Genomic DNA, 13,461 nt, shown 5'->3' with positions numbered 1-13,461 from the left:
ACCTGGGTGTGGTGCTCATCCACGCCGGGGCCCGCGGTGGGCGTATTTCTGGCGGAACTTCTCGACCCGGCCGGCGGTGTCGAGCAGGCGCTGCTTGCCGGTCCAGAAGGGGTGGCTGGCCGAGGAGATCTGGACGTCGATAACCGGGTAGGTGTTGCCGTCGGTCCACTCGATCGTCTGGTCGCTGGTGGCGGTGGAGCGGGTGAGGAAGGCGAAGTCAGCGCCCTTGTCACGGTAGACGACGGGCCGGTACTCGGGGTGGATGCCGGGCTTCATCTGGATCATGCTCCTTCGGTGTCGGTGTCGGTGTCGGTGTCGGTGTCGGTGTCGGTGTCGGTGTCGGTGTCGGTGTCGGTGTCGGTGTCGGTGTCGGCCCGCTCCGCTACGGCGAGGGGAAAGTAGCCGGCGAACGGGTCGGGGTAGGTGCGCCAGGTGTCCTCGCCGTCGGCGAGTTCGGCGTCGGTGAGCAGGCATCCGGCGAGGGTCTGTTGCAGCTCGACGGGGTCGATGCCGAGGCCGACAAAGACCAGGTGCTGGTGTCGATCGCCGTAGTAGGGGTCCCAGTCCATCGCTGCGGCGAGCCGGCGTTGGTCTTCGACATGCTCCCAGCGATCCTCGGGCAGGCTGACCAGCCAATGCCCGAGGGACCCCATGGCCAAGCCGCCGCCGGCGAATTCCCAGGCGATGACGGTGTCGGCTTGGCTGGCCAACCAGAGGTGACCGCGGGAGCGGATGACCTCGGCGTTGACCTCTTCGAGGACGTCGTGCAGACGCTGCGGGTGAAACGGGCGGCGGGCGCGGAAAACGGCGGAGACGACCCCGCTGTCGGGCTCCGGTGCGTGTGTGCCGAGGAGATAGCCCTGCAGGCCGCGGGCGAGTACCCCAGGGGTCTCCGGCCGGTGCCGGTGGGTGTGGCGCAACTGACGGGTCAGCATGCCGGCATCAACGAGGTCGCCGTCGACCCGTAGGTGGGTTGCCCAGGGCGCCATCCGCTGTAGCAGGACAGACATTCGGCTGGTATCGAACTCGCCGTCGCGGGACTGCCCCCACAGCACCAGGGTGTCGGCGTACTCGATCTGCCGGACGACGACGTCGGCGAGCGCGCGGTGATCGTTGTCGGCGGTCTGGATGCCGAGTGCGATGAGGTCGTCGGTGCTGGCCAGGCCGTCGAGCAGGTGCTCGGCGTCGAGGACGGTGACGTAGGAGTCCACCCGGATGAGGTCGGTGATTGGAGCACCGTTGACGAGGCAGTGCGCGGCGGTAGCGGCCACCGCCTCCGGCTCCACCGTCTCCGGCAGCATCAACACCAGGTCCCGGCCAGGGTGCGTGCGGGTGAGCCGGACGAGGGTGGGCAGTACGTCCTCGCGCAGGGTGCAGGAGACACAGCCGTGCCGCAGTTCGACCTGCTCGTCCTCGACGATGCCGGTGCCGGTGCGGATCACCCGCCGCACGACGCCGTCCCGGATCCCGGCCAGATCGTGCCGGATCAGCAGCAGCGAGGTGTCCGCGGCGAGCAGCGCGCGGGCGGCAGCGAACGTCGCGGCCGGCCAGAACCCGGACAGCACGGTCAAAGACGGGCGGGTATCGGCGTCGGCTGTCACGGCATGGGTCGGGGCCTGTGGTGACGACGACATGGAATTTCCTCTCGACTTACTGAAAACGATTGTCATTATAAACATACGGGAGGCTCCCGAAGTCAGCGTGGTCCGACTGTCCGCACCCGGCGCCCCGTTCGGGTGGAGGTCGCCGATGGCCCCGGGTTGGATTTGCTCGACGGTGGATGTCAAACTGAAAACCGTTGTCGTTACCGTTTGAGTCTCATCGAGGAGCGAGCACTGTGTCCCGACGTTGTGACGTCACCGGCGCGAAGCCGAGCTTTGGCAACGCCGTGTCCCATTCCCACCGGCGTACCCGACGCCGCTGGAACCCGAACCTGCAGAACCATCGCTACTGGCTGCCGTCGGAGCGGCGGTGGGTCAACCTCACCCTGACCGCAAAGGCACTCAAGACCGTGGACCGCAAGGGCATCGAGAAGGTGGTCGCCGAGCTGCGCGCCCAGGGAGTGAAGCTCTGATGGCCCGCCAGACCGACATCCGTCCCATCGTGCGGCTGAAGAGCACCGCCGACACCGGCTACACGTACGTCACCCGCAAGAACCGCCGCAACGACCCGGACCGGCTGGTGCTGCGCAAGTACGACCCGATCGTCCGCCGGCACGTCGAGTTCCGCGAGGCGCGCTGACGTGGCCCGCAGGAGCTTGCGTAACCGGCAGGCCCGCCGGGAGGAACTGGTCGCCCGGCACGCCGACCGCCGGGCGGAGCTGAAGCGGCTGATCGCCCACCCGGACACCGACCCGGCCGTACGCCCCGACGCCGTGCGTCAGCTGGCCCGCCTGTCCCGAGATTCGAGCCGGGTTCGGCTGCGCAACCGGGACGTGGTCGACGGTCGCCCACGCGGTGTGCTGACCCGCTTCGGGTTGTCCCGCGTGCGGTTCCGGGAGATGGCGTTGCGCGGCGAGCTACCAGGCATCCGCAAGGCGTCCTGGTGACGGTTGCCCGCACCGGTCCGGCGCGAGCCACCCGCTCTGCCGGCGTCAATACCTGGACCTTCGACGTCTGTCCCTGACACCGCTTTCGGCGCCAGCGGCTGAACGCAGACTTCCGCCGGGGTGCAAGCGGCGGACCCGGCCGGCGCACGAGCTCACCGCCCACCCGGGCCGTGCGCCGGCCGGTCACCCGTAAGGGATTTGGAACAGAGCCCCGGACGGGGATCGGGTCACCCTTCCGCGCCGACCGGGACCGCTACCGGGTCGCGGGTCCACAGTCGCCTGTGGGTGCTCAGTGCGGCCACTCCCGCCATGCCGAGGGCCACCGTTCCGGCCACCAGCGCCCAGACGCTCACCGCGTCGGTCTTCGCGGCGATCGGCAGGAAGGCCAACGGCGCCACCAGCACGCCGATGTTCACGCCGGCGCCGTAGAACCCGATATTGCGGGCCTTGAGCGCGGCCGGGGAGATCGCGGCGACATGGTCCAGCATCGCCGGGAACACGATCATCTCGCCGAAGGTCCAGAAGGCGGTGGCCACGATCAGCATCCAGGGAGTCGCGCCGAATCCCATCAGGCCGAACCCGACCACCGCACAGGCGTATCCGACCAGCAGGGTGCTGCGGCGTCTCCAGTGGTTCATCAGGTGGTTGATGCTGATCTCGAGGGAGATCACCATCAGCGCGTTGACCGCGAAGACCGCGCTCACCCAGATCGGCGGATGGCCGAGCTTCTGGATGACGTATACGCTGATCACCGTGGGTGGCAGCGCGTAGGCGACGTGCACCGGCAAAATCGCGGTGAAGAAGGACCAGAAGCGCCACTCCGCCCCCACCGGTGATGCGCCTTCTGTCGTCTCGCCCACCGACTCCGCACCCGGCGGGCCGTGCCCGAGGTGCACCCGGGCCAGGATGCCGGCCGCGACCAGGAATCCGATCGCGGTGCCCCAGACCAGGAGGCCGGGCTCGATCTTGAAGAGCACTCCGGCCAGGACCGGCCCGATCCCCATGCCTGCGTTGACGGCGAGTCGTACGGCGGCGAAGGCGAACCGTCGTGCCGACTCCGGCATCGCCCGCGCGACGAGGGTGTAGGAGAGGGGGTTCACCAGTTCGTAGCAGAAGCCCCAGACCGCGGTGAGCAGAGCCAGCGGCCAGATGCCCGAGATCGCCGGGACCACCACCACCGTCGCCGCGACGCCGAACAGCCCGACGACGGCGACGGTCCGTTTCGACAGGTGCCGGGCGAGCTGGCTGACCACGATGTCGGCGAGGAGCGCGCCCACCCCGAAGGCCCCGATGATCAGACCGATTCCGGCCGGTGGCAGACCATGTTTCGTGATGGTCAGGTAGGCCCCGTAGAACGGAAAGAGCAGCACCGAGCTACGGGCCACCGCGACCGAGAGCAGCAGACCCCGGATGGGGCGCAGGCTGGCCAGGTTCTGGCGGAGGGTGGGTCTCATGACCGAACGCCGTAGACTGATTCCCGCATCCCGTCGATGAGCTGGTAGTCGCGCTCCAGGGCTTCCTCGTCGGGCGCGGTCAGGAAGACCCGGATGGGGCTGGTCAACAGGTCCCGGGTCGGCACGATGAGGTCGCCCGGCTTGCGCTTGACGGTGAGGTCCACCACCGACGGCAACTGCCTGATCCGCTGGACCACGTCCTCGTCGACCGAGACCACCTGCCCGCAGAGCTCGGTCGGCGTGTTGAACACGAGCGCCGGTTGCCGGCGCTGGCACACCCGGTCGCCGTACGCCGACAGGAAGCGCTCGGTGTCGACGTAGGCCAGGGCGGTCAGCGCGGCCTGGTCGTGCCCGAGGCAGAGGTCGTGGAAGGCGGGGTGCATGTTGCCGTTGAGCCGGGCTCCGACCTCCACCACCACCGGACCGTCCGGCCCGACGATCACCTCGGAGTGCGCCGGCCCGTTGTGCACACCGAGCGCGTCGAGCACCTCGCGGGTGTAGGCGATCAGCGGACCGTGCACGGGGTCGTCGGCATCGACCAGGATGTCCCGGTTGTAGATGGGCTTGCCGTTGGGGAGCAGGCGCTTGTCGTAGCGCCACACCCCACAGACGTAGGCGTGGCCGTCCGCGCTCACCGTGTCGACGATGTACTCGGTGCCATCGAGGTAGCTCTGGACCAGCACCTGCTGGTTGACGATGTCGAAGATGTCAGCCGACCCGATGATCGAGTCGAAGGCGTGACGCAGGTCGTCCTGGTCCCGGCAGACGAAGACCCCGTCGGTCGACGCCGAGGAGATCGGCTTCGCCACACAGGGCCAGTGGCCCCGCTCCGTCGCCCAGCGTAGGGCGGTCTCGGCGTCGCTGGTGAGCACCTGGTCGGCGGTGGCCAGGCCGGCCGCCCGGACCGTCTCGATCATCTCGTGCTTGTCCCGGCGGGCCGCGGACTTGGCGGAGCCGTTGGTGCGCAGCCGCAGCGCCTCACTCAGCCGGTCGGCCAGGGGCACACCCGGCTCCTGGCCGGCCACGACGAAACGCGGTGACAGCTTGGAGAGCTCCTGGACCGTGCTCTCCTCGGTGTCATAGACGAGGAAGTCGCGGTAGCTCGCCCTGGCCGGCGGCAGCATGCTCGGCATCAGCTCGGGGGTGCTCCGCAGGTGCACCACGTCCACGCCGAGCCGGTCGAAGGCCGCCGGGAGGAAGTTTCCGGTGCTGTAGGCATCAACCAGAACACCAGTAGGGCGCGCCATCAGATGATCCCCTCACCACGAGCCGATGATGTCGGCGGGACAGGTCGTCTCTTGCTCTGCCCGCTGGGTACCGGGGCCGGGTAGCCGGGCCGGTGTCCCGCAGCGCTCGACAGCATGGCACAGCGCATCGGTTCATTCGCATAGCGTTATGCAATGAGAATAGTCATCTGCTATGGACGTAGCGTCGCGCTACCGTGGTCCGATGGCCCTGAGCATCCAGTCAATCCGGGCCTTCGCCGCCGTGGCCCAGCAGGGGTCCTTCGCCGGCGCGGCGGAGTTGCTGAAGGTCAGCCAGCCCACGGTGAGCGCAGCCGTGGCCCGCTTCGAGACGCACACCGGGAACCGCCTGTTCCGTCGGGAGCGTGGCGGTGCCGTCCTCACCCCCGAGGGGCAACGGATCCTGCCCCACGCCCTGCGCCTCGCCGCCGCGGCCGACGAACTGGAGCAGGCGATCGCCGGCGACAACAAGCACAGCCTGGTCCTGGGCTTCATGGGCGAGGCGGCCTCGACAGTCACCGGCCAGGTGGTCAGGACAGCCCAGGAGAAGCTGGACGGTCCGGTGCGGCTGCGGCGGTACGACTTCGACGACCCGACCGGTGGCCTCGCCTCGGGGGAGAGCCACATGGCGATCATCTGGCCGCCCCTGTCGGCCGACTACCTCGACCAGGTGGTCATCACCAGTGACCGACGGGCGGTCGCCCTGCCGGTCTCCGACCCGCTGGCCAGCCGGCCCGAGGTAGCTCCGGACGAGCTCCTCGGCCGGGACTGGGTCGTGCCCCGCTCACCGGACCCGACCTGGACCGCCTTCCGCCACCCGCGCAGCATCGGGACGACGGAGGTCGGCACACTGGTCGAGTCCGGCTCGGTCGAGGAGACCCTGGAACTCGTGGCCGCCGGAGCCGGCATCGCACTGCTGTCCGAGAGCACCGAACAGCACTACGCCCGGGCCGGGGTGGTGATCGTGCCGCTCGCCGGCAACCTGCGCTGCACCGCCGCCCTCGCCTGGCGTCGCCCACTCGTCCACCCCACCGTCGCGGAGATCGTCGCCGCCATCCGGACGCTGCGCCCGACCCAGCGGTGACCGTTCCGGACCTCGCGCAACGGCATCCGCCGATGGCTTTGACGGGTGCCGCCACGGCGGGGGCGACGGGCCGAGCGTCGACAGTTCCGTGAGGCGTGGTCAGGCTGCCTTCGCTGGCTCAGGTGGCCAGCTCTCGGGTAGTTGATCAAGGCCGGTCCGGGTCGGATTCCTGCAGATGCCGCCTGTTTGACGGCAGCACCCTCCATGCACCGCAGTCACATGGCTGAAGTGGTGTGGCTTGCTCGGTGTGGTTCGGCCCGGAGGGGTAGCCCACGCATTTGATACATGAAATTCAGTCGGATTCATGACGTTGGCGATTGTCGGCAACTACGTATTCAAGTCGTACGATGGCCAGTAGTCCGGCAAACACAAAGGTCTCCGTGGTGGGGAGGATCAATGCCGCTCGTATTTCACAAAAACTACCGAAAGGTGGGCCCGTTCCGGCAAGCGCACCCAGGGGTGGAAGTCCAGGGTGATGGGTTCTTCGATGACGTAAGCAAAGAACAGCTGCAAGGGATCATTGACCAGACGAACAACAGCCTCAAGAGGCGAGTTCTCGAATTCGACGACCCTGATCCAGCGAGAGCTGACAGGTATAAAGCTATGGCAGCTGCTTTGCTGAAAGCTGCCGACTCCAGAGGCGAGGGCCCCGCTATTGAGGTGGTGTGGGGAATTCACCAGGAAGTCACCGCCGAGGCGCGGGGTGGAGGGAGGAAAGCTTTCAAGCACTTCACCGTCAGAGATCCCTCGGGGAGGCAGTGGCATCTGTATGTCGACGACAGAGTGCGGACCATCACGTACCTGACTCCGAAACGGAGCGTAGCTGTGAAGGTTGCGAACGTCTAACGACCCTCTCGTCCCAGTGACGGTGCGGCCGTGGGTCTGGTGTGCGTGTCCGGCGTCCGGCCCGCCTGGCAGGGGCAGCCTCGTGCAGGTTGTGCGTACGCGGCACGCGGTCGCACCACCGTCTGCGTGGGGTCCGGCCTCGGTAGCCGTCGGGGCGAGCACCTGCGCGCGGGTGCGCCACCACGCGCTGGTGCTGCCTTCACCAACGGCGAGGTGCTGGTGAAATTGTGGACCACTACGCTGACCGCTTCGCGCCGGGGGAGGCCGCCTCCTGGCTAGACAAGCTCGAAAAGCTGCTGCTCGCCGTCGCGGAAAACAGCGACCGATCGATTGGGGACTGATCGGACGTGCTGGTAAGCCGGTTGTTGTGGCGTGTGTGTGGGTGGTCAGGAGGTTTCGGGCTAGTGAGTCTGTCGGCGTGAGCCCGTACTCTGGGCCCCGTCCGCACTCTCCCTGGGAGCTACATGACAAGCAGGTTTACCGAGCTGAGCATCGACTGCTACAACCCGGAACGGCTCGCCGCCTTCTGGTGCGAGGTCTTCGGCTTCACGGTTCTCGACCGCGACGAGGACACTATCGAGATCGGTTCCTGGGAGCCGAACGTCGAGGACGTGCGGGCCCGTCAGATGCCGGTCACCCTGGTCTTCGCCCGGGTGCCCGAGGGCAAGACCGTGAAGAACCGTCTCCACCTCGATGTCAGCCCGATCGACACGAGCACCAAGGACGAGGTCCAGCGGCTGATCGCCCTGGGCGCCGGCAGGGTTGATGTGGGTCAGGGCCCGGACCGCGGCTGGGAGGTCCTGGCCGACCCCGAAGGCAACGAGTTCTGCGTTCTGCGCTCGCTTGCCCCCGGTGAGTTCGAGGGCTGAGACCCACGCACCGGGCCCCTCCCGGGCCACACCGGGTCCTGAAGGCTCAAACGCGGTCCGCGAGGAGGCCGAGGGCCCGGTCCTGGTTCGCCAGGCTGACCTGCGCTGTCAGCAGTGGCTGGCCGGCGGCAGCGCTGAGGCCCCGGCGTTCGCTGCGACTGACCGGTACGACAACGAAGGCGAAACCGACTGGTCCACGCCGTGGGCCAGCCGGTACTGTTCGCCGGCCAGGAAGGAGTGCCGCGATGGCCGGGACGACGACTCTGTGGCGGCCGACCGGCCCCGAGGAGTTGGACCTCGTACGCGCTTCCGGCTGGAAAGCGTGGCCGCCGCGGCTGCCCGACCAGCCGATCTTCTACCCGGTCCTTAACGAGCAGTACGCGATCATGATCGCCCGGGACTGGAACGTGCCCGTCTCCGGCGTCGGTTACGTGACCCGGTTCGAGGTCGCCCGCGCGTTCGCCTCCCGCTACCCGGTCCGGCAGGTCGGTGGCCGGGACATCCTCGAGCTGTGGGTGCCGGCCGAGGAACTCGACGAGTTCAACCGGCACATTGTTGGGCTGATTGAGGTGGTCCACGAGTTTCGGCCAGGCGGCTGAAGGAGACTTGGCGACGGTGAAAGAAGATGAGATCTTGCACCGCTATGGTCTGCATCAGTCGCGGAACACCCAATCAGATCCGCGACCTGGTCACGGCCCAGGCCGAGGCTGAGCGGCAGAGCTAGGGTTACGGCGACACGGAGGTGATGAAGCTCTGCTGCGTCCAGCTGTTCAACGTCGGCGTGATGAGCGACGCCCGCCGACGATGCCCGGCGGGCCTCGGCCACGACGGCGGCCCAGTCGCCCACGTCGGTGTGGATGAGGGTGGCGACCGCCACGTCGACGCTCTCACCGGCGATCGGCAGCGTGGCACCGTTGCCCGCCACCACTGGCAGTTTGGCGCGGGCATGGCGTAGCTGGCCCAGGGACAGGTCGACGCCCGCCACCGTCCAGCCGAGCGTCTCCAGCATGGGGCCTGCACGCCGGTTCCGCACCCAATGTCCAGGCAGCGCCCGGGTCCCGGGCCGACCAGGTCGGCGAGGGCGGCTCCAGTGTCCAAGGTGTAGCGGGCGGCCCGACCACGCACGTACTCCGCGTACCAGTCGGCGTGTGCGTCGTAGCTCGCGTCCTGCACGATCGCATCGTCGCACGGCTACATGAAGGCCGGGACGCTCCGCCGTCACGGCGGGGAGCGAGGTGTCGCGACGGCCGGGGGAGCGGTGTCCCGCCACGCCGGGCTCGTACGGTGTCCAGGACGCGGACCCGGCGGAATGTGGGGAGGTCCGGTGCGGTGGCTCCGGTCGGACGAGATGTGGCACAGTCCGGTGGTGTCCGTGCCCACCATCCTCCTCGCCGAGGATGATCCCGCCATCCGCCGCGCCGTCGAGCAATCCCTGCTGCTCGAGGGCTACCACGTCATCGCCACGGGTGACGGCCTCGAGGCGATTGCCGCGGTCCGCCGGGACAACCCGGACTTACTCGTCCTGGATGTGCTGATGCCCGGCCTGGACGGCCTCACGGTCTGCCGGGTCCTGCGGGCACAGGGCGACCGAACCCCGATCCTCGTGCTCACCGCACGAACCCAGGTCTCCGACCGGGTTGCTGGGCTCGACGCCGGCGCGGACGACTACCTCGTCAAGCCCTTCGAGCCGGAGGAACTCCTGGCCAGGCTGCGCGCCCTGCTGCGCCGGGCGGCCCCGAGCATCGGCCCGGACAGCCCTGCCAGCGACGAACTGGCAGCAGCCGGGGTACGGCTCGACCTGGCAGCGCGCCGAGCATGGCGGGGTGGTGCGGAGATTGTCCTGTCGCGGACAGAGTTCGACCTGCTCGAACTACTGATACGTAACTGCGGGGTGGTGCTGGACCGCGCCACGATTCACGACCGCATCTGGGGCTACGACTTCGGCACTGGTTCGAAGAACCTGAGCGTCTTCATCAGCTACCTGCGGCGCAAGCTGGCCCGCCCGGGCGCACCCGAGATCATTCACACGGTCCGGGGAGTCGGGTACACGCTCCGCGAATCATGACTCTGCGTGACATGACCCGACCCAGCTTGCGGCTGACCTTCTCCCTGCTGTTCGCCACGGTCGCGGCGCTGGTCGCCGTCGGTGTCGGCGCGCTGAGCTATGGTCAGGCGTCCGGGTTGATCTGGCAGGAGACCGACGACGACTTCGACCGGGCGGCGGAGGCCGTGGCGGAGCTGACGATCGACGCCGGTGACCTGACGCCGGAGGACCTGGTCGAGCTGGACGACGACCTCGGCGTTGATCTCGGTGACGTCCTCGCTGGATCCGACACGCTCATCGGTCAGATCCTCGGACCCGGAGGACAGGTCGTTGACGAGGGCCACCCCCAGCCGCTTCCGGTGTCGGGCGCGGATCGGGCGGTGGCCGCGGCCGGGGATCCGGGGTACACCCGAAGCAGCGAAGCCCAGCTGGATCACACCCGGGTACGAATCATCACGGTCGCGCTCGGCGGAGGGCGCGGAGCTATCCAGGTGGCACAACAGCTCAGCGAGGTGGACTCGCTACTCACGAGCCTCAGGACCAGAATCACGGCGGTCGGCATCGCGATCTCGCTGGCGGCCGGAGTGTGTGGCTGGTTCGTGACGACTCGGGTGACCCGCGGCCTTGTCCGACTGACCAGGGTGGCGGAGGAGGTAACCGTCACCGGACGGCTGGATCTGCCCGTGCCTGTGGGCGGGCGAGACGAGGTCGGCCGCCTCGGCAGGGCCTTCGACCGGATGCTGGGTCAGCTCGCCCGGTCCAGGGACGCCCAGCAACGACTGGTGCAGGAGGCAGGCCATGAGCTACGCACTCCACTGACCAGCATGCGGACCAACATCGCCCTGCTGCACCGGTTCGACGAACTGCCCCTGGCCGCCCGCGGTCCACTGCTGACCGACCTCACGATGGAGTCCCGGGAGTTGATCAAGCTGGTCAACGAGCTGGTGGAGCTTGCGACGGACACCCGAGAACTGGAGGCGACCGAGCCCGTTGAGCTCGTGGAGGTCGCGGGAAGGGTTGCCCAGCGTTTCCGGACCCGATCCAGCCGGGAGATCACGACGCAGGCCGACGCTACCGTCGTCACCGGCCGGCCACAGGCCCTGGAACGAGCCCTTACCAACCTGGTCGAGAACGCCACCAAGTTCGATCCCTCCGGGGCCCCGGTGGAGATCGTGATCCACCGGGGCCGGGTTGAGGTGCGGGACCGCGGACCCGGGATACCAGACCTACCCGAAGGGCGGCTCTTCGACCGGTTCTACCGGGCTCCCGAGGCCCAGGGCATGCGAGGCTCGGGGCTGGGCCTGGCGATCGTCCGGGATGTGGTCACCGCGCACGGCGGGACGGTGTTCGCGCGCAACCGCGACGGCGGGGGCGCCACGATCGGCTTCGAACTGCCGCGGCGCTGAACCGATCACCTGGCGCTCACCAGCCCAACCTCGGCCCTGATGATGCGTGGCTGCCCGGTGGCCCCGTTGTGCCGTCGGCCTGCGAACCTTCACGCACGCGCCGGGGGCGGTTTCCTGCCCCCGCCCAGCAGCGAGGGACGTCTGCGGGCAGCCAGATCCTCAACCCAACCGAACGCACACGCCGCGACCAGGACCAGCGAGAACTCCACGCAGATCATGGCCACCACCTCCGGCACGGGCCATCCGGCGAGCAGGCCGTCCTCACTCAGCCACCACACCAGAGGCAGCAACGGGTAGTGCCAGAGGTAGATGGTCACCGCCCGGGAGTTCATCCGTTCGGTCAGCACCCGGAGCGGGGCGACCCGGTCGATCAGCCCGGAACCCGGCCGGAAGCGCAGCAACACCAAGGCGAACGCCAGTGACAGCAGTGTATTCAACACCAGGCTGTCATAGAGGCTGAGCGAGCTGAATTCGATCTCTTGCTCGGCCCGGTAGGTCCACCACAAGCCTACGGCTGCCAGCCCGGCGGCCAAGAGCATGGTGGCCCAGCCGCTGATGCGGGACAACAGACCGTCGTGGTGGGCGAATCCCAAAAGCCAGCAGGCCAGGTAGACGACGAAGCTGCTCAACAGCCCTTCCGAGCCCGTCAGCATCGAGCTCAGGATCCCCTCACCCCCGACGGCTGACAGGTCGAGGGCAACCACCCCACACACCGCCACCGCCAGCACCGCCCAGGGACTCAGGCGGAAGATGCGCAGCAGCAGGGGCGAGAGCAGCACGAACCACAGGTACGCGCGCAGGTACCACAGCACGCCGGTGAAACCGCCACCCAGCTCGGACTCGCCGACGGGCGGGTCACCCACCGGCAGGAGCCAGAAGAGGTACTGCCACGTTGGGCGGAACGGCTCATCCGACCCGTGTGCCTCCCACCACATCAATGGCAGGGCGACCGCCGCCACCATCCACAGCGGGGGTAGTAGCCGACGCATCCTGCCCCGAACGACGGCCGTGACTCCCTTCCGGCGATCGAGGGACGCAGCCATCATCGCTCCACCGAGCGTGAACATGATGCCCATAGATGGAAAGGCCAGCGTCATCCAAGGTGCCCCGGCGGTGTGTAGCACCACCACGCGAACGATGGCGACGGACCGCAGGAAGTCGAGGTAGCGGTCTCGTCCCACCGCTGGCAGGGTCGATGAGGTGGCACCGTTCGCCCCCTCATCGCCGGTCGACGGAACAGCGTTTCTCCTGGTGTTGAGCAACAGACGCCTTCCTCACTCGGTGAATCCACAAAGGTGATGACGCACCGCCGGACACGGTGGGTTGGAGGTGCGCAGCTTCGGCAGGCCCCACGATGGCAGCGCAAGGTGAAAGCACGTCTGGAAAAGGGCAAGAAGCAGTCAAGAACCGGCCAGCGAACCCCTGGCGAGCGTCACCGATCAGTACGGGCACGACGAGCCAGCTGGCATAGCCGGGCACCTGTTCCGGCGGGCCTGCTTGCCTGGCCGATCACCGTGCTGGTGGCGCTGGCCGCCGGCTACGGGGTCACCCGGACTTGGCCAGAGCTTGCGACCCGCAGCGCCATGGCTCCGCCAGGGTCTCCGCACGCCCGAACTGCTGTGGTCGGCGCTGGCGGTGATCGCCGTGAGCGTGCTCGCGCTGACCCTGTGGACAATGCTGTTCGATCCGCCGGCGCCACCGTTTGTGACCAGCCTGGGCGAGTGACCGCTGGTCGTGTTCCTGGCCGGGGTCCTCGCCTTCTCGGCGGTCAACGCCGTCACCGAGGAGTTTTTCTACCGGGGTGTCGTACCGACTGAGCTGACCAGGGCGCTCGGCGCCGCGCCGGCAATCATCCTTCAGGCGGCGGCGTTCGGCATCGCACACTGGGACGGCTTCCCGTCCGGGTGAACCGGGATCGGGCTGTCCATGGTGTGAGGCGCGATGCTCGGCGTCACCCGGCACCGGT

The 13,461-nt window shown here is 68.2% G+C and carries 15 protein-coding genes and 1 pseudogene; 10 read left to right on the top strand and 6 right to left on the bottom strand.

The features are described from left to right. Positions 1-15: 15 nt before the first annotated feature. Positions 16-276, bottom strand: a complete 261-nt coding sequence (locus SALPAC4_RS0124445) for a type B 50S ribosomal protein L31 (protein WP_027644783.1) — start codon at positions 274-276, stop codon at positions 16-18. A 5-nt stretch (positions 277-281) separates the two neighbouring features. After that, positions 282-1,634, bottom strand: coding sequence for a CobW family GTP-binding protein (locus SALPAC4_RS0124440; RefSeq protein WP_027644782.1), 1,353 nt, complete (start codon positions 1,632-1,634; stop codon positions 282-284). A gap of 203 nt (positions 1,635-1,837) precedes the next feature. On the opposite strand from SALPAC4_RS0124440, the gene rpmB reads away from it, so the two are divergent. From rpmB to rpsN, 3 genes are read left to right on the top strand one after another with little or no spacing between them, the layout of a single operon-like run. Beyond that, positions 1,838-2,074 carry a 50S ribosomal protein L28 gene (rpmB, locus tag SALPAC4_RS0124435; RefSeq protein WP_019872628.1) on the top strand — a complete coding sequence of 79 codons (237 nt, stop codon included), beginning with the start codon at positions 1,838-1,840 and terminating at the stop codon, positions 2,072-2,074. Then, a complete protein-coding gene (rpmG, locus tag SALPAC4_RS0124430; RefSeq protein WP_018223708.1) occupies positions 2,074-2,241 on the top strand; it encodes a 50S ribosomal protein L33 in 168 nt (55 codons plus the stop codon). Before rpmB ends, rpmG begins: the two co-directional genes overlap by 1 nt. Before the next feature lies 1 nt (position 2,242). Continuing rightward, positions 2,243-2,548 carry a 30S ribosomal protein S14 gene (gene rpsN / locus SALPAC4_RS0124425; protein ID WP_027644781.1) on the top strand — a complete coding sequence of 102 codons (306 nt, stop codon included), beginning with the start codon at positions 2,243-2,245 and terminating at the stop codon, positions 2,546-2,548. 227 nt (positions 2,549-2,775) lie between these two features. Here the strand turns inward: rpsN and SALPAC4_RS0124420 are convergent, their stop codons facing one another. After that, positions 2,776-4,002: an MFS transporter gene (locus SALPAC4_RS0124420; protein WP_019872626.1), complete on the bottom strand. Its 1,227-nt coding sequence runs from the start codon at positions 4,000-4,002 to the stop codon at positions 2,776-2,778. Beyond that, positions 3,999-5,249, bottom strand: coding sequence for an ATP-grasp domain-containing protein (locus tag SALPAC4_RS0124415; RefSeq protein ID WP_019872625.1), 1,251 nt, complete (start codon positions 5,247-5,249; stop codon positions 3,999-4,001). Before SALPAC4_RS0124415 ends, SALPAC4_RS0124420 begins: the two co-directional genes overlap by 4 nt. A 202-nt stretch (positions 5,250-5,451) precedes the next feature. Between SALPAC4_RS0124415 and SALPAC4_RS0124410 the strand changes: the two genes are divergently transcribed. The 4 genes from SALPAC4_RS0124410 (at position 5,452) to SALPAC4_RS0124390 (ending at position 8,644) form a co-directional block, all read left to right on the top strand. Continuing rightward, on the top strand, positions 5,452-6,330 hold the full coding sequence (locus tag SALPAC4_RS0124410; RefSeq protein ID WP_020113568.1) for a LysR family transcriptional regulator: 879 nt from the start codon (positions 5,452-5,454) through the stop codon (positions 6,328-6,330). A gap of 396 nt (positions 6,331-6,726) precedes the next feature. Then, entirely contained in the window at positions 6,727-7,176 is a 450-nt protein-coding gene (locus SALPAC4_RS27060; protein WP_027644780.1) for a hypothetical protein, read from the top strand. Positions 7,177-7,640: 464 nt separating this feature from the next. Then, on the top strand, positions 7,641-8,045 hold the full coding sequence (locus SALPAC4_RS0124395; protein ID WP_019872622.1) for a VOC family protein: 405 nt from the start codon (positions 7,641-7,643) through the stop codon (positions 8,043-8,045). Between the two features lie 245 nt (positions 8,046-8,290). Continuing rightward, positions 8,291-8,644: a hypothetical protein gene (locus SALPAC4_RS0124390; RefSeq protein ID WP_019872621.1), complete on the top strand. Its 354-nt coding sequence runs from the start codon at positions 8,291-8,293 to the stop codon at positions 8,642-8,644. 266 nt (positions 8,645-8,910) lie between these two features. Here the strand turns inward: SALPAC4_RS0124390 and SALPAC4_RS28740 are convergent. Then, positions 8,911-9,054: pseudogene (locus SALPAC4_RS28740) on the bottom strand (methyltransferase domain-containing protein); the annotation flags it as partial. A 339-nt stretch (positions 9,055-9,393) separates the two neighbouring features. Between SALPAC4_RS28740 and SALPAC4_RS0124380 the strand changes: the two are divergent. After that, a complete protein-coding gene (locus tag SALPAC4_RS0124380) occupies positions 9,394-10,110 on the top strand; it encodes a response regulator transcription factor (RefSeq protein ID WP_027644779.1) in 717 nt (238 codons plus the stop codon). Between the two features lie 11 nt (positions 10,111-10,121). Then, a complete protein-coding gene (locus SALPAC4_RS0124375; RefSeq protein WP_027644778.1) occupies positions 10,122-11,495 on the top strand; it encodes a HAMP domain-containing histidine kinase in 1,374 nt (457 codons plus the stop codon). An 89-nt stretch (positions 11,496-11,584) separates the two neighbouring features. Here SALPAC4_RS0124375 and SALPAC4_RS0124370 read toward each other — a convergent pair whose 3' ends face one another. Next, positions 11,585-12,757: an acyltransferase family protein gene (locus tag SALPAC4_RS0124370; protein WP_027644777.1), complete on the bottom strand. Its 1,173-nt coding sequence runs from the start codon at positions 12,755-12,757 to the stop codon at positions 11,585-11,587. Between the two features lie 472 nt (positions 12,758-13,229). On the opposite strand from SALPAC4_RS0124370, the gene SALPAC4_RS27050 reads away from it, so the two are divergent. Next, positions 13,230-13,403, top strand: coding sequence for a CPBP family intramembrane glutamic endopeptidase (locus SALPAC4_RS27050; protein WP_019872615.1), 174 nt, complete (start codon positions 13,230-13,232; stop codon positions 13,401-13,403). The last annotated feature ends 58 nt before the right edge of the window (positions 13,404-13,461 follow it).

It is taken from the genome of Salinispora oceanensis, assembly GCF_000383575.1.
Taxonomy (GTDB): domain Bacteria; phylum Actinomycetota; class Actinomycetes; order Mycobacteriales; family Micromonosporaceae; genus Micromonospora; species Micromonospora oceanensis.
Note: the sequence above shows the minus strand (reverse complement) of the source record. Positions and strands in the feature narration are given on the sequence as shown.

Excerpts from the sequence above, each read along its gene's own strand:
- SALPAC4_RS0124445 (WP_027644783.1), bottom strand. The coding sequence starts at position 276 with ATGAAGCCCGGCATCCACCCCGAGTACCGGCCCGTCGTCTACCGTGAC.
- SALPAC4_RS0124440 (WP_027644782.1), bottom strand. The coding sequence starts at position 1,634 with ATGTCGTCGTCACCACAGGCCCCGACCCATGCCGTGACAGCCGACGCC.
- rpmG (WP_018223708.1), top strand. The coding sequence starts at position 2,074 with ATGGCCCGCCAGACCGACATCCGTCCCATCGTGCGGCTGAAGAGCACC.
- SALPAC4_RS0124420 (WP_019872626.1), bottom strand. The coding sequence starts at position 4,002 with ATGAGACCCACCCTCCGCCAGAACCTGGCCAGCCTGCGCCCCATCCGG.
- SALPAC4_RS0124415 (WP_019872625.1), bottom strand. The coding sequence starts at position 5,249 with ATGGCGCGCCCTACTGGTGTTCTGGTTGATGCCTACAGCACCGGAAAC.
- SALPAC4_RS0124410 (WP_020113568.1), top strand. The coding sequence starts at position 5,452 with ATGGCCCTGAGCATCCAGTCAATCCGGGCCTTCGCCGCCGTGGCCCAG.
- SALPAC4_RS27060 (WP_027644780.1), top strand. The coding sequence starts at position 6,727 with ATGCCGCTCGTATTTCACAAAAACTACCGAAAGGTGGGCCCGTTCCGG.
- SALPAC4_RS0124395 (WP_019872622.1), top strand. The coding sequence starts at position 7,641 with ATGACAAGCAGGTTTACCGAGCTGAGCATCGACTGCTACAACCCGGAA.
- SALPAC4_RS0124390 (WP_019872621.1), top strand. The coding sequence starts at position 8,291 with ATGGCCGGGACGACGACTCTGTGGCGGCCGACCGGCCCCGAGGAGTTG.
- SALPAC4_RS0124380 (WP_027644779.1), top strand. The coding sequence starts at position 9,394 with ATGTGGCACAGTCCGGTGGTGTCCGTGCCCACCATCCTCCTCGCCGAG.
- SALPAC4_RS0124375 (WP_027644778.1), top strand. The coding sequence starts at position 10,122 with ATGACCCGACCCAGCTTGCGGCTGACCTTCTCCCTGCTGTTCGCCACG.